Origin of the sequence: Jiella sonneratiae (assembly GCF_017353515.1) — a bacterium.
Lineage (GTDB): Bacteria > Pseudomonadota > Alphaproteobacteria > Rhizobiales > Rhizobiaceae > Jiella > Jiella sonneratiae.
Genome location: NZ_JAFMPY010000005.1, coordinates 89,429 through 112,173 on the forward strand (window position 1 = coordinate 89,429; position 22,745 = coordinate 112,173).

The 22,745-nt window shown below is 67.7% G+C and carries 25 protein-coding genes; 8 read left to right on the top strand and 17 right to left on the bottom strand.

The window, feature by feature from the left end; translation table 11 throughout:
• Positions 1–22: 22 nt before the first annotated feature.
• From J1C47_RS06305 to J1C47_RS06380, 16 genes are all read right to left on the bottom strand, one after another.
• Positions 23–328 carry a pentapeptide repeat-containing protein gene (locus J1C47_RS06305; protein WP_207349891.1) on the bottom strand — a complete coding sequence of 102 codons (306 nt, stop codon included), beginning with the start codon at positions 326–328 and terminating at the stop codon, positions 23–25.
• Positions 328–726: a hypothetical protein gene (locus J1C47_RS23640; protein ID WP_245396393.1), complete on the bottom strand. Its 399-nt coding sequence runs from the start codon at positions 724–726 to the stop codon at positions 328–330. The genes J1C47_RS06305 and J1C47_RS23640 overlap by 1 nt, the downstream gene beginning before the upstream one ends.
• Before the next feature lie 24 nt (positions 727–750).
• Complete coding sequence (odhB, locus tag J1C47_RS06315; RefSeq protein ID WP_207349892.1) at positions 751–2,364, bottom strand: 2-oxoglutarate dehydrogenase complex dihydrolipoyllysine-residue succinyltransferase; 1,614 nt, start codon at positions 2,362–2,364, stop codon at positions 751–753.
• A 26-nt stretch (positions 2,365–2,390) separates the two neighbouring features.
• Positions 2,391–2,714 (bottom strand): YciI family protein, encoded by a 324-nt coding sequence (locus J1C47_RS06320; protein WP_207349893.1) that lies wholly within the window; start codon positions 2,712–2,714, stop codon positions 2,391–2,393.
• A 24-nt stretch (positions 2,715–2,738) separates the two neighbouring features.
• Complete coding sequence (locus J1C47_RS06325) at positions 2,739–5,723, bottom strand: 2-oxoglutarate dehydrogenase E1 component (protein WP_207349894.1); 2,985 nt, start codon at positions 5,721–5,723, stop codon at positions 2,739–2,741.
• Between the two features lie 175 nt (positions 5,724–5,898).
• On the bottom strand, positions 5,899–6,819 hold the full coding sequence (gene sucD / locus J1C47_RS06330) for a succinate--CoA ligase subunit alpha (RefSeq protein WP_207349895.1): 921 nt from the start codon (positions 6,817–6,819) through the stop codon (positions 5,899–5,901).
• 18 nt (positions 6,820–6,837) lie between these two features.
• A complete protein-coding gene (locus tag J1C47_RS06335) occupies positions 6,838–7,257 on the bottom strand; it encodes a PIN domain-containing protein (protein ID WP_207349896.1) in 420 nt (139 codons plus the stop codon).
• Positions 7,238–7,522, bottom strand: a complete 285-nt coding sequence (locus J1C47_RS06340) for a ribbon-helix-helix protein, CopG family (RefSeq protein ID WP_207349897.1) — start codon at positions 7,520–7,522, stop codon at positions 7,238–7,240. Before J1C47_RS06340 ends, J1C47_RS06335 begins: the two co-directional genes overlap by 20 nt.
• Positions 7,523–7,586: 64 nt before the next feature.
• Entirely contained in the window at positions 7,587–8,147 is a 561-nt protein-coding gene (locus J1C47_RS06345) for an STM3941 family protein (RefSeq protein ID WP_207349898.1), read from the bottom strand.
• Positions 8,148–8,240: 93 nt separating this feature from the next.
• Positions 8,241–8,861, bottom strand: coding sequence for a hypothetical protein (locus J1C47_RS06350; RefSeq protein ID WP_207349899.1), 621 nt, complete (start codon positions 8,859–8,861; stop codon positions 8,241–8,243).
• 29 nt (positions 8,862–8,890) lie between these two features.
• Complete coding sequence (sucC, locus tag J1C47_RS06355) at positions 8,891–10,084, bottom strand: ADP-forming succinate--CoA ligase subunit beta (RefSeq protein ID WP_207349900.1); 1,194 nt, start codon at positions 10,082–10,084, stop codon at positions 8,891–8,893.
• Between the two features lie 85 nt (positions 10,085–10,169).
• Positions 10,170–11,132, bottom strand: coding sequence for a malate dehydrogenase (gene mdh, locus J1C47_RS06360; protein WP_207349901.1), 963 nt, complete (start codon positions 11,130–11,132; stop codon positions 10,170–10,172).
• Between the two features lie 379 nt (positions 11,133–11,511).
• A complete protein-coding gene (locus J1C47_RS06365) occupies positions 11,512–11,919 on the bottom strand; it encodes a helix-turn-helix domain-containing protein (RefSeq protein ID WP_207349902.1) in 408 nt (135 codons plus the stop codon).
• Complete coding sequence (locus tag J1C47_RS06370) at positions 11,916–12,479, bottom strand: Smr/MutS family protein (RefSeq protein WP_207349903.1); 564 nt, start codon at positions 12,477–12,479, stop codon at positions 11,916–11,918. The genes J1C47_RS06365 and J1C47_RS06370 overlap by 4 nt, the downstream gene beginning before the upstream one ends.
• Positions 12,476–13,573, bottom strand: coding sequence for a murein transglycosylase A (gene mltA, locus J1C47_RS06375; protein ID WP_207349904.1), 1,098 nt, complete (start codon positions 13,571–13,573; stop codon positions 12,476–12,478). Before mltA ends, J1C47_RS06370 begins: the two co-directional genes overlap by 4 nt.
• Before the next feature lie 18 nt (positions 13,574–13,591).
• Complete coding sequence (locus tag J1C47_RS06380) at positions 13,592–14,299, bottom strand: Tim44/TimA family putative adaptor protein (RefSeq protein WP_207349905.1); 708 nt, start codon at positions 14,297–14,299, stop codon at positions 13,592–13,594.
• A 232-nt stretch (positions 14,300–14,531) separates the two neighbouring features.
• On the opposite strand from J1C47_RS06380, the gene J1C47_RS06385 reads away from it, so the two are divergent.
• The 3 genes from J1C47_RS06385 to secB all read left to right on the top strand — a co-directional run bounded on the left by J1C47_RS06385 (position 14,532) and on the right by secB (position 17,195).
• Entirely contained in the window at positions 14,532–15,077 is a 546-nt protein-coding gene (locus J1C47_RS06385) for an FxsA family protein (protein ID WP_207349906.1), read from the top strand.
• A 275-nt stretch (positions 15,078–15,352) separates the two neighbouring features.
• Positions 15,353–16,363 (top strand): DM9 repeat-containing protein, encoded by a 1,011-nt coding sequence (locus J1C47_RS24100; RefSeq protein WP_207349907.1) that lies wholly within the window; start codon positions 15,353–15,355, stop codon positions 16,361–16,363.
• A gap of 322 nt (positions 16,364–16,685) precedes the next feature.
• The gene (secB, locus tag J1C47_RS06395; protein WP_207349908.1) at positions 16,686–17,195 is read left to right on the top strand and encodes a protein-export chaperone SecB; all 510 of its coding nucleotides are present in this window, start codon (positions 16,686–16,688) and stop codon (positions 17,193–17,195) included.
• A gap of 197 nt (positions 17,196–17,392) precedes the next feature.
• Here the strand turns inward: secB and dnaQ are convergent, their stop codons facing one another.
• Positions 17,393–18,130 carry a DNA polymerase III subunit epsilon gene (dnaQ, locus tag J1C47_RS06400; protein ID WP_207349909.1) on the bottom strand — a complete coding sequence of 246 codons (738 nt, stop codon included), beginning with the start codon at positions 18,128–18,130 and terminating at the stop codon, positions 17,393–17,395.
• Positions 18,131–18,355: 225 nt separating this feature from the next.
• On the opposite strand from dnaQ, the gene J1C47_RS06405 reads away from it, so the two are divergent.
• From J1C47_RS06405 to sbmA, 5 genes are all read left to right on the top strand, one after another.
• The gene (locus J1C47_RS06405; RefSeq protein ID WP_207349910.1) at positions 18,356–18,916 is read left to right on the top strand and encodes a Uma2 family endonuclease; all 561 of its coding nucleotides are present in this window, start codon (positions 18,356–18,358) and stop codon (positions 18,914–18,916) included.
• Positions 18,917–18,971: 55 nt separating this feature from the next.
• Positions 18,972–19,781, top strand: coding sequence for an imidazole glycerol phosphate synthase subunit HisF (hisF, locus tag J1C47_RS06410; RefSeq protein ID WP_207349911.1), 810 nt, complete (start codon positions 18,972–18,974; stop codon positions 19,779–19,781).
• 39 nt (positions 19,782–19,820) lie between these two features.
• A complete protein-coding gene (locus tag J1C47_RS06415; protein ID WP_207349912.1) occupies positions 19,821–20,153 on the top strand; it encodes a phosphoribosyl-ATP diphosphatase in 333 nt (110 codons plus the stop codon).
• 1 nt (position 20,154) lies between these two features.
• Entirely contained in the window at positions 20,155–21,114 is a 960-nt protein-coding gene (coaA, locus tag J1C47_RS06420) for a type I pantothenate kinase (RefSeq protein WP_207349913.1), read from the top strand.
• A gap of 344 nt (positions 21,115–21,458) precedes the next feature.
• The gene (gene sbmA / locus J1C47_RS06425; protein ID WP_207349914.1) at positions 21,459–22,715 is read left to right on the top strand and encodes a peptide antibiotic transporter SbmA; all 1,257 of its coding nucleotides are present in this window, start codon (positions 21,459–21,461) and stop codon (positions 22,713–22,715) included.
• Positions 22,716–22,745: the final 30 nt, after the last annotated feature.

The window sequence follows — 22,745 nt, forward strand, 5'->3', positions numbered from 1 at the left end:
AGTTTTCGAGTGGGGACCGGGCTCAGTCGGCCGGCGCGAGGGTCAGCCGCGAGCGGTCGATGTAATCCGGCAGCCGGGTGGTCTCATCGATCACGGCGCTCTGCAGCTGCGCGACGGTGAGGTTTTTGGCGCCGGTGAGGTCGGCGCCGCGGAGGATCGTCCCGTCCAGCCGGGCTTCGGTGAAATCGGCGCCGACGAAGCTCGCATGGCTGACGTCGGTGCCGGAAATATCGGCTCCCGTCAGGTCGGCGCCACGCCAGTCGGTGCGGCGGAGAAAGACGTTTCTCAGCCGCAGTCGCGGCATGTCGCGATCGCGTAGGCTCGACATCAAGGCTCTCCGGTCTTCAACAGAAGCGCGTCCAGGATAGCACGGACGTCGGTCGGCGGTTCGTTCTCACCGTAACCGTCAGCCTCCCTGGCTTCGAGATGGTTTTGCAGCAGTTCGAAAATCGGCTCCGCGAGGTCGGGAAAGTCCCGGCCGATCTCGCGGAGAATGTAGATCGCCGCGAGGCGAACTTCCAATTTCCCGTCGCCGAGCTGGCCGGCAGCGCGGTTGAACAGCTCCATGACGTGCGCCCGGCGGGCGAGCGTCGCCTGAAAGGCCACCGATCCCGCCTGCGTCGTTTCGGGCCCGAGCTTCTTCCAGGCAAGCCAGGCGCCGACGGCGGCAGCCGCCGCCAGCGCGAGATTTCGCAGGATCTCCGACAGGTCGACGAGCGTCTCCATGGCCGGAGACTACCCGTCCGGCAATCAGAGATCGAGGACCAGACGCTCGGGATCCTCCAGGCTGTCCTTGACGCGCACCAAGAAGGTGACGGCCTCCTTGCCGTCGACGATCCGGTGATCGTAGGAGAGCGCCAGATACATCATCGGCCGGATCACCACCTGGCCGCCGATCGCCATCGGGCGCTCCTGGATCTTGTGCATGCCGAGGATGCCCGACTGCGGCGCATTGATGATCGGCGTCGACATCAGCGAGCCGTAGACGCCGCCATTGGTGATGGTGAAGGTGCCGCCCTGCATGTCGGACATCGACAGCTTGCCGTCGCGCGCCGCGCGGGCGAGCCGGCCGAGCTCCTTCTCCACCTCGGCGATCGACATCTGGTCGGCATCGCGGATCACCGGGACGACGAGGCCCTTGTCGGTGCCGACGGCCATGCCGACGTGGCAGAAGTTCTTGTAGACGATCTCGTTGCCGTCGATCTCGGCGTTCACCGCCGGGATCTCCTTCAGCGCGTGACAGACGGCCTTCGTGAAGAAGCCCATGAAGCCGAGCTTCACGCCGTGCTTCTTCTCGAAGAGATCCTTGTATTTCGTGCGGATCGCCATCACCGCGGTCATGTCCACCTCGTTGAAGGTGGTGAGCATCGCGGCGGTGTCCTGGGCGTCCTTGAGGCGCCGCGCGATGGTCTGGCGCAGGCGGGTCATCTTGACCCGCTCCTCGCGGCCGGCGTCGTCCGGTGCCGACGGGGCCCGGGCGACCTTCTCCGGCTTTTCCTGCGGCGCCGAGGGGGCGCCGCGCGCGATCGCCGCGAGGACGTCGCCCTTCAGCACCTGGCCCTCTTTGCCGGAGCCTTCGACGCCGGCGGCCGCGATGCCCTTTTCGGCCATCATCTTGGCGGCGGAGGGAGCCGGGGGCCGGCCCTCCTCCGCCTCGGCCTTGCGGCGCGGCGCCTCGTCGGTGCCACCGCCGGCCGCGCTGGAGCCGGAGGCCGCGGCGCCGGAGCCGGCCGCGGCGCCTTCCTCGATCTTCAGGAGCAGGGCGCCGACCTTGACCTCGTCGCCCTGGCTGACGACGAGCTCGCGGATGACGCCGGCCACCGGCGAGGGGATCTCCTGCGCCGCCTTGTCGGTCTCGAGCTCGAGCAGCGCCTCGTCGACCGCCACGCTGTCGCCGACCTTCTTGAAGATCGCGCCGACCGTCGCCTCGGTGACGGATTCGCCGGCCGCCGGGACGTTGACCGCGACGAGCTTGCCGGAAGACGCCGCCGCGCCGTTCGCGCCGGCCTTCTTGTCTCCGGTGCCGCCGCCGCCGTAATCGGCCGCCGTGTCGGCCGCCTGATCGCTCTTCGCCGCCTTGCCCTTCGGCTTGGCGGTGGCGGCTGTGGTGCCGCCGGCCTTGCCCTCGCCCTCGCCGATCGTGCCGATCAGCGCGCCGACCCCGACGGTCTCGCCTTCCTTCACGACGATCTCCTCCAGAATGCCGGCGGCGGGCGCCGGCACCTCGACGGTCACCTTGTCGGTCTCGAGTTCGGCGATCGTCTCGTCCTGCTCCACCCGGTCGCCCGGCTTCTTGAACCACTGGCCGATGGTCGCCTCGGTCACGGATTCGCCAAGTGTCGGAACTTTGATTTCGGTCGCCATTGCTGGCCGTCTCCTTGAGAAACTGATCAGATTTCGGTCGGGCCGGCAGGGGGCAGACCCCGTGTCGCGGCCGGCATCAAGAGGCTCTTATAGGAAAATCCGGCCTCGGCCCGGATCACCGGATCGCCGTCGAGGATCGCCTTCAGCCCGGCCTCGTCCGGAGCCTCGATGACGGCGAGGCCCCAGAAGCCGGCGGGATCGGCCACCGGCCCGAAGACCGCGACCGAGCCGTCGCGGGCCTTCTCGCCGAGATAGGCGGCGTGGCGTGCCATCAGCGCGCGCTCGGTCTCGCTCATGTCGAGAGCGAAGCTCGGCCGCGGCGCATCGAGCCGGCAGAAATAGTACGCCATCGCCCGTCCCTCACCCTTTCCGGCTCAGCCGAGCGCATCCTGCAGGAAGTCGGCGAGCTGCTTCTGGTGGTTCGCCATGGTCCCCGCCGCCGGAGAGGCGGATGCCGGGCGGCCGGTATAGCGGACCCTGCGCTTCTCGGCGTCGATGTGGTCGAGCACCCATTCGAGATAGGGATCGATGAACGACCAGGCACCCATGTTCTTGGGCTCCTCCTGGCACCAGACCATCTCCGCCTGCTTGAAGCGGGAGAGCTCGGTGATCAGCGCCTTGGCCGGGAACGGGTAGAGCTGTTCCAGCCGCAGGAGGTAGATGTCGTCGATGCCGCGCTTCTCGCGCTCCTCGTAGAGATCGTAATAGACCTTGCCCGAGCACATGACGACGCGCCGGATCTTCTCGTTGGCAACGAGCTTGATCTCGGCCGTCTTGTCCATCTCCGCATCGTCCCACAGCAGCCGGTGGAAGCTGGTCTCGCCGGCCATCTCCGAAAGCTTGGAGACGGCGCGCTTGTGCCGCAGCAGCGACTTCGGCGTCATCAGGACGAGCGGCTTGCGGAAGTCGCGCTTCAGCTGCCTTCTCAGGATGTGGAAGTAGTTCGCCGGCGTCGTGACGTTGGCGACCTGCATGTTGTCCTCGGCGCACATCTGCAGGAAGCGCTCGAGGCGCGCGGAGGAATGTTCCGGTCCCTGGCCCTCGTAGCCGTGCGGCAGCAAGAGGACGAGGCCCGACATGCGCAGCCACTTGCGCTCGCCCGACGAGATGAACTGGTCGATCACCACCTGCGCGCCGTTGGCGAAGTCGCCGAACTGCGCCTCCCAGAGGGTGAGCGCGTTCGGCTCGGCCAGCGAGTAGCCGTATTCGTAGCCGAGCACCGCCTCTTCCGAGAGCATCGAGTTGATGACCTCGTAGACCGCCTGGCCCTTGGCGAGATTGGCGAGCGGGATGTAGCGGCCCTCGTCCTCCTGATCGTAGAGGACCGAGTGGCGCTGCGAGAAGGTGCCGCGCTCGACGTCCTGGCCGGACAGGCGCACCGGATGGCCCTCGGTGACGAGGGTGCCGAAGGCGAGCGCCTCGCCCGTCGCCCAGTCGAGGCCCTCGCCCTTGTCGATCATCTCGGCGCGGTTGTCGAGAAAGCGCTTGACGGTGCGGTGGACGTTGAAGCCCTCCGGCACGGCGGTCAGCTTGCCGCCGATCTCCTTCAGCGTCTTCATCGGGATGCCGGTGATGCCGCGGCGCGGCTCGTCCTCCTTCTCGGCCTTTCTGAGGCCCGCCCAGGCCCCGTCCAGCCAGTCGGCCTTGTTCGGCAGGTAGCTCTGCCCGGCCTCGAACTCCTCGTCGAGCGTCTTGCGCCATTCGGCGCGGCGGTTCTCGACGTCCTCTTCGCTCAGGAGCCCCTCGGCGACCAGCTTCCTGGCGTAGATTTCCAGCGTCGAGGGGTGGTTGCGGATCGTCCGGTACATGATCGGCTGGGTGAAGGCCGGCTCGTCGCCCTCGTTGTGGCCGAAGCGCCGGTAGCAGAACATGTCGATGACCACCGGCTTGTGGAACTTCATGCGAAATTCCGTGGCGATCTTCGCCGCATAGACCACCGCTTCCGGATCGTCGCCGTTGACGTGGAAGATCGGCGCCTCGACCGTCTTGGCGACGTCCGAGGGATAGGGCGAGGAGCGCGAGAAGCGCGGATTGGTGGTGAAGCCGATCTGGTTGTTGATGATGAAGTGCAGCGTGCCGGCCACCCGGTGGCCGCGCAGCGCCGACAGGCCGAAGCACTCGGCGACGACGCCCTGGCCGGCGAAGGCCGCATCGCCGTGGATCAGCAGCGGCAGGATCTTCGAGCGGGTCTCCAGCGGCACGATCTCGTTGCGCGTGCGCCCGGCGATCTGGTCCTGCTTGGCGCGGGCCTTGCCCATCACCACCGGGTCGACGATCTCGAGATGCGACGGGTTCGCCGTCAGCGACAGGTGCACCTTGTTCTGGTCGAACTCGCGGTCCGACGAGGCGCCGAGATGGTACTTCACGTCGCCCGAGCCCTCGACGTCGTCGGGCTTGAACGAGCCGCCCTTGAACTCGTGGAAGATCGCCCGGTGCGGCTTGGCCATGACCTGGGCGAGCACGTTCAGCCGGCCGCGATGGGCCATGCCGAAGACGATCTCCTTGAGGCCGAGCTGGCCGCCGCGCTTGATGATCTGCTCGAGCGCCGGGATCAGCGACTCGCCGCCGTCGAGGCCGAAGCGCTTGGTGCCCTTGTACTTGACGTCGAGGAACTTCTCGAAGCCTTCCGCCTCGATCAGCTTGTTGAGGATGGCGCGCTTGCCCTGCTCGGTGAAGGCGACGCCCTTGTCCGGCCCCTCGATCCGCTCCTGCAGCCAGGCCTTCTCGTCGGGATTGGAGATGTGCATGAACTCGACGCCGAAGGTCGAGCAGTAGGTGCGCTCCAGGATCGCCACGATCTGGCGGATCGTCGCGAACTCCATGCCGAGCACGTTGTCGATGAAGATCTTGCGGTCGTAGTCGGCCTCGGTGAAGCCGTAGGCCTTGGGCGACAGCTCGTTGTAGTCGTCGTCGGCGGGCCGGGCGATGCCGAGCGGGTCGAGCTTGGCATGCAGATGGCCGCGCACGCGATAGGCGCGGATCAGCATCAGCGCGCGGACGGAGTCGCGCGTCGCCCGGTTCACCGCCTCGGGCGACAGCTCGGCGCCGCCGCCCCTGGCCTTTTCCTTGACCTTGGTCTCGATGCGCTTTTCGACCGGGCCCCAGTTGCCGTCGAGGGCCGAGACGAGCTCGCCGTTCAGCGGGATCGGCCAGTTGTCGCGCTGCCAGGAGGGCCCTTCGGCGTTCTTGCGGACCTCGTCGCGCGGGTCGCCGAGCTCCTTGAAGAACGCCCCCCATTCGGCGTCGACGGAACCGGGATCGGCCTCGTATCGCGCGTAGAGATCCTCGATGTAGTCGGCATTGCCGCCATAGAGGAAGGAGGTGAGCGCGAAGGTTTCGTTCGCTGGGTTGCGTGACATGGTCGTTAAGCTCGCGGCGCGCGTCCGGCGCCGCCTCCTGTCGGATTGCATTCGTCCGGTCGGGCGAATCCCGTTGCCGGTTACAGACGCCGCGGTCCTTTGCCCGCGAATGCGGCCTTGCCGAGGCTGATAGCCGGCAAAGCCTTCGGTTCCGTTTCGCCGCGGCGCCGGGCGGTCAGCCCTTCAGCACCTCGACGAGGGTCTTGCCGAGCCGTGCCGGCGACGGCGAGACCTTGATGCCGGCCGCTTCCATCGCGGCGATCTTGTCCTCGGCGCCGCCCTTGCCGCCGGAGACCACCGCGCCGGCATGGCCCATGGTGCGGCCCTTCGGCGCTGTGCGCCCGGCGATGAAGCCGACCATCGGCTTCTTGCGGCCCTTCTTCGCCTCGTCGGCGAGGAACTGCGCCGCGTCCTCCTCGGCCGAACCGCCGATCTCGCCGATCATGATGATCGACTTGGTCGCCTCGTCGGCGAGGAACATCTCGAGGACGTCGATGAACTCGGTGCCCTTCACCGGGTCGCCGCCGATGCCGACCGCCGTCGTCTGGCCGAGACCCTCGTTGGTGGTCTGGAAGACCGCCTCGTATGTAAGCGTTCCCGAGCGCGAGACGATCCCGACATTGCCCTTCTTGAAGATGTTGCCCGGCATGATGCCGATCTTGCACTCTTCCGGCGTCAGGACGCCCGGGCAGTTCGGGCCGATGAGCCGGGACGTCGACTTTTCCAGCTTGGCCTTGACCTTCACCATGTCGGAGACCGGGATGCCCTCGGTGATGCAGGTGATGAGGTCGATGCCGGCGTCGATGGCCTCGGCGATGGCGGCGGCAGCCCCTGCCGGCGGCACGTAGATCACGCTGGCCGTCGCGCCGGTCGCCTGCTTGGCCTCGCCGACGGTGGCGAAGATCGGCAGTTCGGTGCCGGCCTTCTCCCCGGCGCCCTCGCCGGCGGTCCAGGTCTCGCCGCCCTTCTTCGGATGGATGCCGGCGACCATCTTGGTGCCGAAATAGGCCAGCGCCTGCTCGGTGTGGAACGTGCCGGTCTTGCCGGTCAGTCCCTGCACGATGACCTTGGTGTTCTTGTCGACCAGGATGGACATGGCTACAGCCTTTGCAGTTTACGCGAGAAAGTCTTCGATGAAGGGGTTGCAGACCCGGACAGATCCGTAGCTCTGCCCATGATTGAGGTCTTCCGTGTAGACGAGGTCGAGCCCGGCCCGCGCGGCGGCGGTCAGGATTAGGGCGTCCCAATGCGAGATATCGTAGCGATGCGCCACCTGAAGCGCGTCGATGACGTCCGACGGCGACATTGTCACCACGTCGTCGCCCTGCAGCGCGATCACCCATGCGAGCGCAGCGTCGGCCCCGTAGGCCAGTTTCTTCCGCAGGACGCCGTAGAGCTCCATCATCACCTGCGTCGAGGTGACGATCTGCCGGATCTGCATCAGCTGTCGCGCCTTGTCGCGCTTGGCGACGTCGGAAGCGAGGGTGTCGGCGGCATAGACGATGATGTTCGTGTCAAAGAAGGCCGCGTTCACGCATGACCTCTTCGTAGAAAAGCTCCCGGTCGAACAGCGGCTGCTTGTCGCCGAGGCGTCGGGAACGCCGTTCGGCGTTGTCGTCGGCAGCCTCGAACAGGCGGCCCCACGCTTCGGCGCGGTTCGCCTGGGTGGCTTCGCGCTTGACCTCGTGCACGAAGAAATCCCGCACCATGGCGTTGACGCTGGTCCGCCGCATCGCGGCGAGGACGCGCATCTTGTCGAGGAGATCCTCGTCGATGGCGAGGGTGATGTTCTTGGCCATGGCGTTTCGCCGATCAGCGTCCACACGGGTTATGTGGAGCACATATCCCGTGTCCTATGGCAGTTCAAGTGTTTTTGGTCTGGCACGGACCCAGCGCCTGCCAATATGCTTCGACAGCCGCGGTCAGATGATCGTGAGAAATTCGAAGGTCTGCACTCGTGACGCAAAGGCCCTTCGCGCCCAACATCGTGTTTGGCCACTTTGACACCCACGCGATGAGCGACAGGGGCAGACGACGTTCAATGTCGTCCTCCACTTTCAAGATCAGAAACTTTGAGCTTCTGTATGACCAGGTCCTGTGGGAGCGAATGGCGCCCCAGGGGATGACAGCTGCGGATATACGTCGGTCTTTGATTCCCTCTGGAGACAGCACCACGACTGGACCGACCCAAGTCATCCGCCAGAAATAGACGCATGCACCAAGAGCGAAAAACAGAACCCCGAGCCAGAGCCCCCAGTACTTGAAGTCCTCTGACGGTGGCTCGCTCCAGTTCAAAATCAGCGCCAATGATCCGAGGGAGAAGGCCGCGCTGCCTATCCCGAAGAGAAGCAATCTCGTCGGCGACTGCTCAATCTCGATGATGCGGGAGGTGTCGAACCCAGCCGCCGCCCTGCCCTCTTCCAAACCGAAACCTTTCCGAACCTCCTCGGACGCACATCCGCAAGCCGAGGGTTTCATCGAGCGGGCCATGGATTGCGACGCCACCGTCTTCCTGTCTCACCCCGCCGGCTTCGCCCCGGCCTTCCTGCCGAGCTCGGTCGGCTCGGCGCGGCCCATCGTCAGCACGAAGCGCGTGCCGCCCGCCGGGATCGCGGTCATGGTGACGATCTCGCCCTTGTCGTCGACGAAGCTCCACAGCCCCGAGCCCTTGTCGGCCATGTCCATCACCCCGCCGCCGCCGGCGACCCCGTCGATCTCGTTCAGCACCTTGGTCCCGAGATCGGCGGGCTTGGTGGCGAAAACCATCTGGCAGCTCGACGCGACGACGTGGGGAAACTCCACGCGGTTGACGACGAGAAAGGTTCCGTCGTCGCCCTTGGTGGCGGTGAAGGCGCCGGCTGCGGGCATGGAAGCGGCGTCCTTTTCCTTGCCGCCCGCCGGCTCGACCGTCTTCCAGCCCTTGTCGGCGGCGATCTTGGCGGCCGCGTCGACGTCGACCATGCCGGTCGAGCAGATCTTGAGATAGTCGGCGATGGTCGTCGAGGCATCCTCAGGCGGCGTCAGCGGCAGCTTCGGGCCGGCGGCGAGCGCCTCGGCCGCCAGAGAGAGCGAAAATCCCAGTGCCAGGACGGCGCGGGAAACACCCCGCGCCGCGGCGATCGATCCCAGGTCGGTCATGCGGTTCCTCCCGAAAACGCGTGCTGCGGTCAGCCGCCGACGGCCGCGACGATCTTCTTCGCCGCGTCGTCGAGATCGTCGGCCGCGGTGATCGCGAGGCCGCTCTCGTTGAGGATGGCCTTGCCCTTGTCGACATTGGTGCCTTCGAGGCGCACCACCAGCGGCACCTTCAGCCCGACGTCCTTCACCGCCGCGACGACGCCCTCGGCGATGACGTCGCAGCGCATGATGCCGCCGAAGATGTTGACGAGGATGCCCTTCACGTTCGGATCGGCGGTGATGATCTTGAAGGCCGCCGTCACCTTCTCCTTGCTGGCGCCGCCGCCGACGTCGAGGAAGTTCGCCGGCTCCTTGCCGTAGAGCTTGATGATGTCCATCGTCGCCATGGCGAGGCCGGCGCCGTTGACCATGCAGCCGATGTCGCCGTCGAGCGCCACATAGGCGAGGTCGTATTTCGACGCCTCGATCTCCTTGGCGTCCTCCTCGGTCTCGTCGCGCAGCGCCTTGACGTCGTCGTGGCGGAACAGCGCATTGCCGTCGAAGGAAACCTTGGCGTCGAGGACCCGGAGGTGGCCGTCGGTCATGACGATCAACGGGTTGATCTCGAGCAGGCTCATGTCCTTCTCGGTGAAGGCCTTGTAGAGGATCGGGAAGAGCTGCATCCCGTCGACCTTGGCGGCGCCGCCGAGCTTCAGCGCGTCGCAGAGCTTCTCCGCGTCGCTTGCCGTCACGCCGGCGACCGGGTCGATGGCGACGGTGACGATCTTCTCCGGCGTCTCCTCGGCGACGGTCTCGATGTCCATGCCGCCCTCCGTCGAGGCGACGAAGGCGACCTTGCCGACCGAGCGGTCGACGAGCAGCGAGAGATAGAGTTCGCGGTCGATGTCGGCCCCGTCCTCGATGTAGAGGCGGTTGACGACCTTGCCGGCCGGGCCCGTCTGCTTGGTGACGAGGGTGTTGCCGAGCATTTCGCGGGCGTTGGAGACCACGTCCTCGACCGACTTCGCCAGCCTGACGCCGCCCTTGGCGTCCGGCGAAAGCTCCTTGAACTTGCCCTTGCCGCGCCCGCCGGCGTGGATCTGGCTCTTCACGACGTAGAGCGGGCCGGGCAATTCCTTCGCCGCGGCCTCGGCCTCGCCGGCGGAGGTGATGGCGATGCCCGCCGCAACCGGCGCGCCGTAGCCCTTCAGGATTTCTTTCGCCTGATATTCGTGGATGTTCATGGAAACTGTCCGGCCTCTCGCTTGAGCCTCGATGGCGGAGATCAATGGAAGAAGGCCGGGTCTTGAGCCCCGGCCTTCGAGAATGTCACTTCAGGTTCGGGGCGATGCCCTGGCAGGCCTCCATGAGGCCCTTGACCGAGTTCACCGACTTGTCGAACTGCGCCTTCTCGTCGCCGTCGAGGTCGATCTCGATCACCCGCTCGACGCCGCCCTCGCCGATGACGCAGGGAACGCCGACATACATGTCGGAAAGGCCGTACTGGCCCGAAAGGTTGGCGGCGCAGGGCAGGACCCGCTTCTTGTCCTTCAGATACGCCTCCGCCATCTCGATCGCCGAGGCGGCCGGCGCGTAATAGGCCGAGCCGGTCTTCAGGAGGCCGACGATCTCCGCACCGCCGTCGCGGGTGCGCTGGATGATCTCACCCAGCCGCTCGTTCGAGCACCAGCCCATCTTGACGAGGTCGGTCAGCGGGATGCCGGCGACGGTGGAATAGCGCGGCAGCGGCACCATCGTGTCGCCGTGGCCGCCGAGCACGAAGGCCGTCACGTCCTCGACGGAGACCTTGAACTCCTCGGCGAGGAAGGTGCGGAACCGCGAGGAGTCGAGCACGCCGGCCATGCCGACGACCTTTTCCTTCGGCAGGCCCGAGAACTTCTGCAGCGCCCAGACCATCGCGTCGAGCGGGTTGGTGATGCAGATGACGAAGGCGTTCGGCGCGTATTTGGCGATGCCGGCGCCGACCTGCTCCATCACCTTCAGATTGGTGCCGAGAAGATCGTCGCGGCTCATGCCGGGCTTGCGCGGCACGCCGGCGGTGACGATGCACACGTCCGCGCCCTCGATGGCGGCGTAGTCGTTGGCGCCGGAAAGCCGCGCGTCGAAGCCCTCGACCGGCCCGCTCTCGGCGATGTCGAGCGCCTTGCCCTGGGGCGTGCCCTCGGCGATGTCGAACATGACGATGTCGCCGAGTTCCTTCAGCGAGGCGAGATGGGCGAGCGTGCCGCCGATCATGCCGGAACCGATGAGTGCGATCTTCCTGCGGGCCAAGTCTCTTATCCCTTCCTGTTCGCGGCGTCCGGTCCCTCCTGACCGGTCGCGCCGCCTGGAACTCGCGCCGCCGGCACCGGCTGTTCCGGCCGCCGCGGCGCATCGGGCATCGAGACCGAACATGCCGGCCGGCGCATGGTGCCGGTCGTCGCATGCTGCAATGCAACGGTGCCCCCGTCGGGGGGCACGCTTAGCCCTGTCGGACTAAGCTTGCAACAAGCAAAATCCGACGCGAGCAAATACAATCGGTTGTATCGATCGCGGCTTACGTAAAAGTAAGAATTTTCACGTCGCGCACCGCGACCGGCCGGCGTCCGGAAAGGCCGGTCGTCGCATGTTTCGTCCAGCCCGCAGCCGTTCCCGGCGAGCGCGCGAGCCTTCAGCGGCCGCGCCGTGCGGCCTGCGCCGCCCGCTGCCGGGCTTCCGCGGCGGCGCTGACCTCCTCGAGCTCGCCGAGCAGGCGCCCGACCTCCTCGCGATCTAGGAGCCGGATCGTCTCCGCCAAGCGGTTGGCGAGGCGCGTCGCCTCGGGGGAGAGGCCGGCCGTCTCGACGACGACCTTCGGATGCGACAGTTCGGCGAGCCGTTCGAGTTCCTCGGCATCGTCCCAGATGACGTTGAGAAAGCCGATGATCCGCTGCAGCATCGCCCAGGTCGGGCGGCCCCGACGGCCATGTTCGAGGGCGGAGAGATAGGCCGAGGAGACGCCGAGCGCCCGGGCCATCTCCTGCTGGGTGACGCCGCGCTCGTGCCGCAGCGCCCGCACCTTTTCGCCGAAGGGGGTCATCGTGCCGACGACCCGAGGCGCCTGACGCGGACATAGAGCGCGCCCTCGCCGCCATGGTGGCGCTCGGCGCTCTCGAAGCCAGAGACCAGCGGCCGGAACTGCGGGCCCGCGAACCATTGCGGCACCACGCGCCGCAGCACCCCGCGCGGGCCGCCGGAAAGCCCGCGGCCGGTGATGACGAGGACGTGCCGCAGCCCCATCGCCTGGGCCTGGGCGAGAAAGCGCGCCAGCGCCGCATGGGCGTTGGTCTGGGTCATTTCGTGAAGGTCGATCCGCGCCTCGATGGCGATCCGTCCCTTGGCGATCTTGCGGCGGGTCGGGCGTTCGATCGGGTGCTGGGCGGCAAGAGCCGGCCGTTTCGCCGGCGCGGGCGGCAGGCCCGAAGCCGCGGCCGGCACGGCGGTGGGGCTCGGCTGCGGAGGCGCAGGCGGGGCGGCCGCCGCCTCGACCGCCTCCGGGAGCTTGGGGTGCTTGCGGCCGGCGAGCGGGACGGCCTGGCGGGCGACGCTCGCCCAAAGCCGCCGGTCCTCCTCGCTCAGGGTGCGGCGGCGCCGCGTCACGACGCGAGCTCTGCCGCGAGATCGGGCGGTGCGAAGAGGAAGAAGTCGGCCTTGTGGCGGAGCGTGCCGGCGATCGTGCCGGCCGCGTCGCCCGTGCCGACGAAGATGTCGGCCCGTGCCGGCCCGAGGATCGCCGAGCCGGTGTCCTGGGCGATCATCGTCCGTCGGAAGGCCCGTCCCCCGATCGACAGGTCGTCGGAGGCGATGAAATAGGGAATGCCGTAGGTCGAGAGCAGCCTGTCGACGGCGATCGAGGCAAGCGGCGTCAGCGGCACCTTGGCGGCGCCGAGCGGTCCGAGGTTGGGGTCTTCCACCGGCATCTCGGCGAAGAAGATGAAAGACCGGTTGCGGGCGAGCACCTCGTCCACCCGGTCCGGATGCGCCGCGAACCACGCCTTGATCCCGGCCATGTCGGCTTCAGCGAGGGTGAGTTCGCCTTCGGAAACGAGGCTGCGGCCGACCGCCGTGAAGGGGTGGCCGCTCTTTGCCGCATAGCCGACGCGCATTTCCCGCCCGTCGCGGAGGACGAGGCGGGCCGAGCCCTGCACGTGGATGAAGAAGGCCTCGACACGGTCTTCCAGCCAGGCGATCTCCAGCCCGCGGCCGTTCAGCGCCCCGGCCTCGATCGCGCCGCGGTCGTAATATTCGCCGATCATCCCGCAGGACAGTCGGCGGCCGAAGCGGAAGTCGGGATCGAGGCCGGGCGGCCGGTTGACGTCGTCGAGCGCGACGAGATCGTCCGGCCGGCGGTAGAGCGGATAGCGGAACCGCGCGTCCGGTGTCGCCGAGGCGGCGACCACCGGCTCGTAATAGCCGGTGAGGAAGCCTGCCCCGCCCTCCGGAACGATCGCGAGCGGGGTGAAATGCGCCTCGAAGAAGCGCCTTGCGGCCGAGACGTCGACGTTCTCGCCGAGGTCGAGTGCGGCTTTGGCGGCGCGGTGAAAGCTCTCGGCCCGAAACCCCAGCGTGCCGGTGGCGAAGGCCCCCGCGAGAAGCCGCGGCGCGCTCAACCGGAACGCCGCCAAGGCGGCGCGGTGGTCGCCTGCGGCGAAGCCGGCGAGATCGTCGAAGCTGCGCCGAAGCAAGGTCGCCATCGTCCGCCCGCCGAACGCTCAGGCTTCGTCGGATTCGGTTCCGACGAGTTTCCAGTTCGGATCGCGCGACCGGATGTCGCGGGCGAACGACCAGATGTCGCGCACCTCCACGACGGCTTCCGGATCGCCGTCCACCAACTCGCCGTTCGGGCCGAGTGTCGCGCTGATCAACTGCGAGACGAAGCGCACGGTGATCTGGGCCTCGCGGTCCTTCATCTCCGCGGCGACGATCTTGGCGTCGTCGATGCCGACGAAGGAGGAACTCATCTTTTGGCCGGCTGCCTCGCGCTCGGTGATCGCCCGCTCGAAGTCGGCGTAGACGTCGGGGGAGAGCAGGCCCTTGAGCACGCGCTTGTCGCCGTCGGCAAAGCCGTTGACGATCATCTCGTAGGCGATCTTCGCCCCGTCGAGGAATTCCGCCGGGTCGAATTCGGGATCGGCGTCGCGGATTTTGCGCAGTTCGCCGTTGAGCGGGCTGCCCGGCGTCGCGATCTTGTCGATCTTCTCGTAGAGCACCCGCGCCGGCACGCCGTCGCTCTCCTCGACCCGCCGGCTCGGCAGCGTCACGACGTTGCCGTTCGAGGCGGCCTCCTCGCGCGGCGTCTCGCTGCGCGAATAGGGGTCGAAGGGCGGCCGCTCGCTGCCGGTCCGTCGCCCGAGCACGTTGCGCAGCTGAAACAGGACGATCGCCGCAAGTACAATGAAGAAAATCGTCCCAAAACTCATCGTGCGCCGTCACCTCGTGCCGCCTGCCTGAATTGCCCTCATATAGAGACGACGGCCGGCGCATTCAAATCATTGCTCCCGCACCCTATCTGTCGTCTCGGGAACGCCTGCACCCATGCCGACCGATGCCGGCCGAAATGCCGGATCTCTGCCGACCGAGGCCGGCCAAGGCCGGATATGCCGCCGAAGCCACGGCAAGGCGATCCCCGAAGCCCAGCCAGGAACGACCACAATGCCATTCGCCGTCATCCCGTTTCTCCTCCTGATCATCCCCGTCCTGGAGATCGCCGTCTTCATCGTCGTCGGCAATCTCATCGGGCTGTGGCCGACGCTCGCTCTCGTGGTGCTGACGGCGCTGATCGGCTCGATCCTCCTGAAGCGCCAGGGGCTGGGGACGCTGCGGCGCATCCAGGCCGAGACCAATGCCGGGCGCGTGCCGGGCCGGGAACTGGTCGACGGCGCGATGATCATGGCGGCCGGCATCCTGCTTCTGACGCCGGGCCTCGTCACCGACACGCTCGGCTTCCTGCTGTTCGTGCCGCAGATCCGGTCTCAGATCCGTCGTTTCCTGGGGAACCGGGTGGTCGTCATGGCCCGCGGCGGCGCCTCCGGCGGCTTTGCCCGCAGCGGACCCGCCGACGCCGGCGACGGGCAGCGTCGCCGCGCGCCGGACGTCGTCGATCTTTCCGGCGAAGACTATCACCGCCGTCCCGACCCCTCCTCGCCCTGGCACGGCGACGACGAGGAAGGGCGCCCGTCCGGCCGCACGCTGCACTGAACCCGCTCTCAAAGAGGCCGGCCTGCTCCCCAAGAGGCCGGCCTTCTGCCAAGCCCGGCTCGCCCCGAGCGTGCTTCCGAGAGCCCGGGCCCGCTCCGCGAGCGGCACGGGGCGGCTGGCGATGCCCTGCCCGACCCGACCCTTCCTCGATTTTTTCGTTGTCTTTCGCTTTCCCTCCGGGCAAATGATCTCGTGCCGATGGTTCCGTTGGGGAAGGACCGGCATTTGCCGCGGCGATATAGGGCGCTGCGTGCTCGAAGAGGGGTAGGGACATCGTGCGTGACAGTCTGAAGGCGTGGCTCGCCGGGCTTGCGCTGTTTCTCGTGCCGGGCGCCGCAGGCGCTCAGGAGATCGCCAATATCGGCCAGGGGGGCCGCAGCTTCCATTACGGCGACGTGCGCGGCTGGGAGATCAGCGCCACCCAGCAGGGACGGCGCTTCCTCTCCTGCCATGCGTCGGTCGACCGCGACGGCAACGGCGACGACGTGCGGATCGGCTACGGCTCCGGCCAGTGGCAGATCGCGGTTCCGGTCCGGGCGCAGCCGGACTGGTACGGCCAGCTCGACATCGACGGCCACGCCACGGGGGCGAGCGGCACCGCCGATCGTGGCTGGACCTTCGCCTGGATCGGCCTCGGCGAACTCGACGCGATGCGGGCCGGCCATACGGCGATCCTCTCGGTCGGCAAATACGACATCGACTTCTCGCTCTCCGGCGTCACCGCCGCGACGCTGATGGTCGAGGAATGCGTGCAGCAGCGCGGCGAGGCGCCCGGCGGCGGTCGCTACGACCCGGCGCCGGTGGTCGCGCCGAACCCGCCCGCGCAGGACTATGGCGGCCGGCAGGCGAAGCGCGGCCCCGCCCTCGACTGGATCGACCAGGCCGGCGGCCGCGTCGACCGCCGCGCGGTGCCGGCCGGCAACGAGGCGAACGGCGAGCCGCTCTTCGTCTGCAACGCCGTCTTCAACAACGGCATCCACCCCGGCAAGCTCAGGCCCGGCTTCGGCGGCTGCGTGATCGGCTATGGCGGCCGGGAATATACCGTCGGCCAGTACGGGACGCTGCTCGGCCGCGGCGACTGGCTGCAGGGCATTCCCGTCGACCGGCTCGATTCCATCGGGGTGAATGCCGGGCGCGAGGCGAATGGCAGCCTGCTCTACGTCTGCCGGGCGCGTTTCAACAACGGCGTCCATCCCGGCAAGATCGGCGCGTCGACGGGCGGCTGCAACATCACCTATGGGGGCGTCGAGCACACGCTCTACGACTATCAGGTCCTGAGCGAGTAGCCTTCCGGACGGTTCCTCGGCCGGCCTTGCGCCGCCGCCGGGAAGGCGGCGTCGCGGGCCGCGTCGAAGGGATGCAGAATTGATATGGAGGCCGCGCCGGCTCGGCGCGGCACTGGCCTGTCGAAGCCACTGCCGCATCGCGGCGAGCGGCACAAAGGGCGGCTTGTCGTGCCCGAAACCCCGCCTTGTGATCGGAAGTCCTGCGTGTTAGCTCGGCGCCAGCAGATTTTCCGCCGGGCTGCGGTCCTTTAAGACCCGTCCGGCCCTCTCCGGGCGGCGCCGCGCGCCGTTCCCGGCACGGAACCGACAAGAAAGGTCAGGCATGTCACAGACCAGCGACGTCAACGGCAGCAACGGCACCTCCAGCAACGAGGGCGCGACGCCGCCGAGCCTCAACATCCTCACGCAGTACATCAAGGACCTCTCCTTCGAGAGCCCGAACGCCCCCGCGATCCTGCGCAGCCAGGCGCGCGGCCCGGCGATCAACATCGGCGTCAATGTCGGCGCCAACCAGATCGAGGGCAGCCAGAGCGAATTCGACGTGCGCCTGACGCTGAACGCCAAGGCCGGCGAAGGCGCCGAGATGCTGTTCGCCGTCGAACTGGAATATGGCGGCGTCTTCCGGCTGGCGAACTTCCCGCAGGAGCACCTTTTGCCGCTGCTCTTCATCGAATGTCCGCGGCTGCTCTTTCCCTTCGCGCGGCAGGTCGTCGCCGACGTCACCCGCAATGGCGGCTTCCCGCCGCTGATGATCGACCCGATCGACTTCGCCAAGCTTTTCCAGCAGCGCATGGCCGAAGAGCGCGCCCGCCAGCAGGTGCAGACCGCCTGAGGCCACGGATTGCGCCCCTTCGCGGCGCGACGGCGATTTCCCATGACACTGCCGGTGCGAGCGATCGCGCCGGTTTTTTTGCGTGGTGTTTCGTGAGGGTCGCAGGGTGAGGTCGCCTGGACCGAAGACCGCGCAGCGTCGACGGCCGCGGGCGCCGACCAGCCGTGCCGGCCGGTCTGCGCCCTCCGGCGGCCCGATCAGCCGGCGGCTTCGGCTTCGGCTTTGACGGGGCGCGGCAGATAGCGCCACCAGACGGCCTCCTCGCCGAGGCTTTCGACGAAGGCGAGATGCCGCGCCGCCTCGTCCGCGGTGAGGCGCGGCGGCAGCGGCGCGGGTCGCCGGGCGAGGCTTCCGGCACCGGCCGGTCCGCCGCGCTCCGCCCCGGCCGCGGCATCGGCGCCGAAGACCAGGCCCAGCGCCGCCTGCCGGCCGCCGATCAGCTCGATATAGACGTCGGCGAGAAGCTGCGAGTCGAGCAGCGCGCCGTGCTTGTCGCGCCGCGAGGTGTCGATCGAGAAGCGCGAACACAAGGCGTCGAGGGTCGCCGGCGCCATCGGGAACTTGCGACGCGCCATGGCGAGCGTGTCGACCACCCGCTCCGGCCCGATCGGCTCCCGGCCGAGGCGCTCAAGCTCGGCATTCAGGAAGCGCATGTCGAAATTGGCGTTGTGGGCGATCAGCCGGCCCTCGGCGAAGAAGCCGAGGAAATCGTCGAGGACCTCGGCGAAGACCGGCTTGTCGGCGAGGAACTCGTCGGAGATGCCGTGGACGTCGAAGGCGGCGGGATCGACCTTGCGCCCTTCCGGGCGGATGTAGACGTGGAATTCGCGGCCGGTCGGGATGTGGTTCCAGAGTTCGACGCCGCCGATCTCGATCACCCGCTCGACCGCCGGGTCGAGGCCCGTCGTTTCGGTGTCGAAGACGATCTCGCGCATGGTTCAGGCTCCCGCTCGCCCCTCCGTCGCAAAACCTTTGGGCGGTGGCAAGCGTCGCCCGGCGGGTTGCCCCGCAATTCCACAGGCGAGCGGTTTCGGTTAGTATGGGGCGATGGGATGCTCGGCGAATGCGGACACGCCCCGCATGACGGAGGCAGCCCCCGGCGTCCGGTGTATCGAAGCCGTCGGGATGCGCTCGGGACCGCCGGTCGAACGGAGGCTCAAATGAACCTGCAGGCACCAGCCGTCCGCACGGTCGAGGACTTTCTGCGCTGGAACGAGGGGCGCGAAGGCCGCTACGAATTCGTCCACGGAAGGATCACCGGGATGATGACCGGCGGCACCAGGCATCATGCGCAACTCATGTTGGAACTGGCTCTTCTCCTCAAGACTGCGCTTGCTTCAGGCGACTACATCGTTACGGCGGCCGATTACGCGGTGCGCACGCCGTTCGGGGTGCGTTATCCGGACGTCCTTGTCGAGCCTTCGGGCGCAAACACTGGCGACAGTCTCGCCACAGACCGCGCGCTGTTCGTCGCGGAAATTCTCTCACCCTCCTCCCTCGCCACCGACTTCGGCGAGAAGGCCGAGGAATACACCGCGATCGACGGCCTTGCGCATTATCTCGTGCTCTCCCAGGACGAGCCGCGGGTCTGGCTGTGGTCGCGGGGCGGGGACGGGGCGTTCGGCAAGCCGGAGATGATCGCCGGGAGCGCTGAGACCATCGAGCTGGCAGGCCTCGGTGTTTCCATTGCCCTTGCCGAAATCTACCGCGGAATTGCATAAGCCTCGAGCGAGCGGTCGTCCTTCGAAGCGACCGGCCGGATCACGAGAAATCGACATGACCCTCAAGGCCCGCATCATTCCCTGCCTCGACGTCAAGGACGGCCGCGTCGTCAAGGGCGTCAACTTCGAAGGCCTGCGCGACGCCGGCGACCCGGTCGAGGCCGCCAAGGCTTACGACGCGGCCGGCGCCGACGAGCTCTGCTTCCTCGACATCACCGCCTCCTCCGACGAACGCGAGACGATCTTCGACGTCGTGGCGCGCACCGCCGAGCACTGTTTCATGCCGGTGACCGTCGGCGGCGGCGTCAGGACGGTGAAGGACGTGCGGCGGCTGCTCCTCGCCGGCGCCGACAAGGTCTCGATCAACACCGCGGCGGTGAAGAATCCGGACTTCGTCAAGGAAGCCGCCGACAAGTTCGGCGACCAGTGCGTCGTCGTCGCCATCGACGCCCGGCGCGTCGCCGATGCCGCGCCGCGCTGGGAGATCTTCACCCATGGCGGGCGCCAGGCCACCGGCATCGACGCCGTCGACTTCGCCCGCAGGGTGGTCGAAAACGGCGCCGGCGAGATCCTCCTCACCTCGATGGACCGCGACGGCACCAAGGCGGGCTTCGACCTCGAGCTGACCCGGGCCGTCGCCGACGCCGTCCACGTGCCGGTGATCGCGTCCGGCGGCGTCGGCACGCTCGACCATCTGGTCGAGGGCGTGCGTGACGGCCATGCCGGGGCCGTACTCGCCGCCTCGATCTTCCATTTCGGCACCCACAGCATCGCCGAGGCCAAGGCCCACATGGCCGCCGCCGGGATTGCCGTGCGGCTCGACGCGGCCGGCACCGGTGCGGGCGGGCTCGACATGCCGCGCTGAGGCTGGCATTTGCCCCCGGATGTGCGAAAAAGGGCAGCCATGACCGACTTCACCCTCGAGGATCTCGAAACCATCGTCGCCGCGCGCGCCGGCTCCGGCGATCCCGCCTCCTACACCGCCAGGCTGAAGGAGAAGGGCGTCGCCCATGCCGCCAAGAAGTTCGGCGAGGAGGCGGTCGAGACGGTGATCGCCGCCCTCGACGAGACCGACGGCCGTCTCGCCTCCGAGGCGGCGGATCTGCTCTACCACCTCCTGGTCCTCATGCATCTGCGGCACGTGCCGCTCTCCGGCGTGATGGCCGAGCTCGCCCGCCGCACGGCGCAGACCGGGCTCGAGGAGAAGGCGGCGCGGCCGGGCGGGGCGGCCGACTGACATGGACCAGCTCGCGCCGGCGAAATATTCGCCCTACCGGGTCTTCTCCTCCGCCGAATGGGCACGGTTCCGGGCCGACGCCCCGCTGACGCTCTCCGAGGACGAGGTCGGGCGGCTGCGCTCGCTCGGCGATCCGATCGACCTCGACGAGGTGGCGCGGATCTATCTCGCGGTCTCGCGGCTGATCTACTCCCATGTCGAGGCGATGCAGCTGTTGTTCCGCCAGCGCCAGCGCTTCCTGTTCGGCGACCAGCCGGGGCGCAAGACGCCGTTCATCATCGGCATCGCCGGCTCCGTCGCCGTCGGCAAGTCGACCACGGCCCGCATCCTGAAGGAACTCCTCGCCCGCTGGCCGTCCTCGCCGAAGGTCGATCTCGTCACCACCGACGGCTTCCTCTATCCGAACGCCGTGCTCGAGGCGGGCGGCCTGATGCGGCGCAAGGGCTTTCCCGAGAGCTACGACGTCGGCAAGATCCTGCGCTTCCTCTCCGACATCAAGGCCGGGCGCCCGAAGGTCGAGGCGCCTGTCTATTCGCACTTCGTCTACGACGTCATGCCGGGCCGGAAGATCACCGTCGACCGGCCGGACATCCTGATCTTCGAGGGGCTCAATGTCCTGCAGGTGCGCGAGATGCCGAAGGACGGCAAGGCGATCCCCTTCGTCTCGGACTTCTTCGACGTGTCGATCTACATGGATGCCGACGAGGCCGACATCCACCGCTGGTACATCGACCGCTTCATGCGGCTGCGCGAGACCGCCTTCCGGGAGGAAGGCTCGTTCTTCCACCGCTATTCCAAGGTTTCCGACGCGGAGGCGCTGGCGATCGCCGGGGACCTGTGGGTGGAGATCAACGCCAAGAACCTCCACGAGAACATCCTGCCGACCCGGCCGCGCGCCGATCTGATCCTCAGAAAGGGTGCCGACCATCTGATCGAGCAGGTGGCGCTGCGCAAGCTGTGAACGGCCTCGCCGCGGCGCGAACGCGGGCCGGCGGCGCGGCAGGGTCTTGCGCCAGCCCGCCCCTGAACCGCCGCCTTCGCGCGATTTCGTCGGCCCGGTCGGCCGGGTCGGCCCGGTCGCCTCTGTCGTCCAGGCTGCGTGGCGGCGGCCGCGCCCGGCGGCATCGGCTCACATAACCAAGATTTCACGAGCGAACGACGCCGGAGGGCGTAAGGATGAGGCCCGGGAGCATCGCTTGCGGCGGCGGCACGCCTCGCGCGGTGCTCCGGCCGTTTTCTCGTCGACGCATCAGGCCCGCGGCTTGCCGCCGGCGATCGTTTCTCTCGCAGGGACGCCTCCTACCGATGTTCGTGTCGTTCTTTCCCAAGCCGAAACTCTTCTTCGCCTCGGCGCTCGCCTGGACGGCCGTCGCCGTCCTCCTCTGGTACGGCGCCGGCGAGGCGCTCGGAGCCGCCGTCGGCCTGCCGCCGCTGCCGCCGGACGCCGAGCCGGTCATCGGCATCTCGGTGTTCTGGACGGCGCCCTATCTCTGGTTCTACGTCTATTTCGCCGCCTTCACCCTGGCCTTCTATCTGTTCTGGCGGCTCTACGCCCCGCATCCCTGGCTGAACTGGTCGCTGCTCGGCTCGGCCTTCATCCTCTTCACCATCTACTTCCAGGTGCAGATCGACGTCGCGGTGAACGCCTGGTACAATCCGTTCTACGACCTGTTGCAGGCGGCGCTGACCAAGACGCGCCCGGTGACGCTGGCGGAATTCTTCGGCGAACAGTGGACCTTCGCCGGGCTCGCCCTCGTCGGCATCACCACCGCCGTGCTCGTCGCCTTCTTCGTCTCCCACTACGTGTTCCGCTGGCGCACGGCGATGAACGACTACTACATGTCGCACTGGCCGAAGCTGCGCCTGATCGAGGGCGCCTCGCAGCGCGTCCAGGAAGACACGATGCGCTTTGCGACGACGACCGAGGATCTCGGCACCAGCTTCGTCCAGTCGGTGATGACGCTGATCGCGTTCCTGCCGGTGCTGCTGGCCCTTTCCGTCCACGTCACCGAGCTGCCGCTCGTCGGCAAGATCCCCTATTCGCTGGTGCTCGCCTCGCTCCTCTGGGCGGCCTTCGGCACCGTGCTGCTCGCCCTCGTCGGCATCAAGCTGCCGGGGCTCGAATTCAAGAACCAGCGGGTCGAAGCGGCCTATCGCAAGGAGCTCGTCTACGGCGAGGACGACCCGCGCCGCGCCCAGCCGCCGACGGTCCGGGGCCTCTTCGCCAATGTCCGCCGCAACTACTTCCGGCTCTATTTCCACTACGCCTATTTCAACGTCGCCCGTTACGGCTATCTGCAGGCCGACGTGATCTTCCCGACGCTGCTGCTCGGCCCGACTATCGTCGCCGGAGCGATCACCTTCGGCCTGTGGCGGCAGATCACCAACGCCTTCGAGCAGGTGCGCACCTCGTTCCAGTATCTGATCAATTCCTGGACGACGGTGGTCGAGCTGATGTCGATCTACAAGCGCCTCAGGGCCTTCGAGGCGCAGATCTTCGACGAGCCGCTGCCGGAGATCGACCAGCGCTGGCTTGCAGGCCGGGAAAGCCCGGCCGAGTGAGCCTGCCGCCGGCCCGCTGACACGGATCCG

Coding starts and splice junctions, on each gene's coding strand:
- J1C47_RS06305 (WP_207349891.1), bottom strand. CDS start 328: ATGTCGAGCCTACGCGATCGCGACATGCCGCGACTGCGGCTGAGAAAC.
- J1C47_RS23640 (WP_245396393.1), bottom strand. CDS start 726: ATGGAGACGCTCGTCGACCTGTCGGAGATCCTGCGAAATCTCGCGCTG.
- odhB (WP_207349892.1), bottom strand. CDS start 2,364: ATGGCGACCGAAATCAAAGTTCCGACACTTGGCGAATCCGTGACCGAG.
- J1C47_RS06320 (WP_207349893.1), bottom strand. CDS start 2,714: ATGGCGTACTATTTCTGCCGGCTCGATGCGCCGCGGCCGAGCTTCGCT.
- J1C47_RS06325 (WP_207349894.1), bottom strand. CDS start 5,723: ATGTCACGCAACCCAGCGAACGAAACCTTCGCGCTCACCTCCTTCCTC.
- sucD (WP_207349895.1), bottom strand. CDS start 6,819: ATGTCCATCCTGGTCGACAAGAACACCAAGGTCATCGTGCAGGGACTG.
- J1C47_RS06340 (WP_207349897.1), bottom strand. CDS start 7,522: ATGGCCAAGAACATCACCCTCGCCATCGACGAGGATCTCCTCGACAAG.
- J1C47_RS06350 (WP_207349899.1), bottom strand. CDS start 8,861: ATGACCGACCTGGGATCGATCGCCGCGGCGCGGGGTGTTTCCCGCGCC.
- sucC (WP_207349900.1), bottom strand. CDS start 10,084: ATGAACATCCACGAATATCAGGCGAAAGAAATCCTGAAGGGCTACGGC.
- J1C47_RS06365 (WP_207349902.1), bottom strand. CDS start 11,919: ATGACCCCCTTCGGCGAAAAGGTGCGGGCGCTGCGGCACGAGCGCGGC.
- mltA (WP_207349904.1), bottom strand. CDS start 13,573: ATGGCGACCTTGCTTCGGCGCAGCTTCGACGATCTCGCCGGCTTCGCC.
- J1C47_RS06380 (WP_207349905.1), bottom strand. CDS start 14,299: ATGAGTTTTGGGACGATTTTCTTCATTGTACTTGCGGCGATCGTCCTG.
- J1C47_RS06385 (WP_207349906.1), top strand. CDS start 14,532: ATGCCATTCGCCGTCATCCCGTTTCTCCTCCTGATCATCCCCGTCCTG.
- secB (WP_207349908.1), top strand. CDS start 16,686: ATGTCACAGACCAGCGACGTCAACGGCAGCAACGGCACCTCCAGCAAC.
- dnaQ (WP_207349909.1), bottom strand. CDS start 18,130: ATGCGCGAGATCGTCTTCGACACCGAAACGACGGGCCTCGACCCGGCG.
- J1C47_RS06405 (WP_207349910.1), top strand. CDS start 18,356: ATGAACCTGCAGGCACCAGCCGTCCGCACGGTCGAGGACTTTCTGCGC.
- hisF (WP_207349911.1), top strand. CDS start 18,972: ATGACCCTCAAGGCCCGCATCATTCCCTGCCTCGACGTCAAGGACGGC.
- J1C47_RS06415 (WP_207349912.1), top strand. CDS start 19,821: ATGACCGACTTCACCCTCGAGGATCTCGAAACCATCGTCGCCGCGCGC.
- coaA (WP_207349913.1), top strand. CDS start 20,155: ATGGACCAGCTCGCGCCGGCGAAATATTCGCCCTACCGGGTCTTCTCC.
- sbmA (WP_207349914.1), top strand. CDS start 21,459: ATGTTCGTGTCGTTCTTTCCCAAGCCGAAACTCTTCTTCGCCTCGGCG.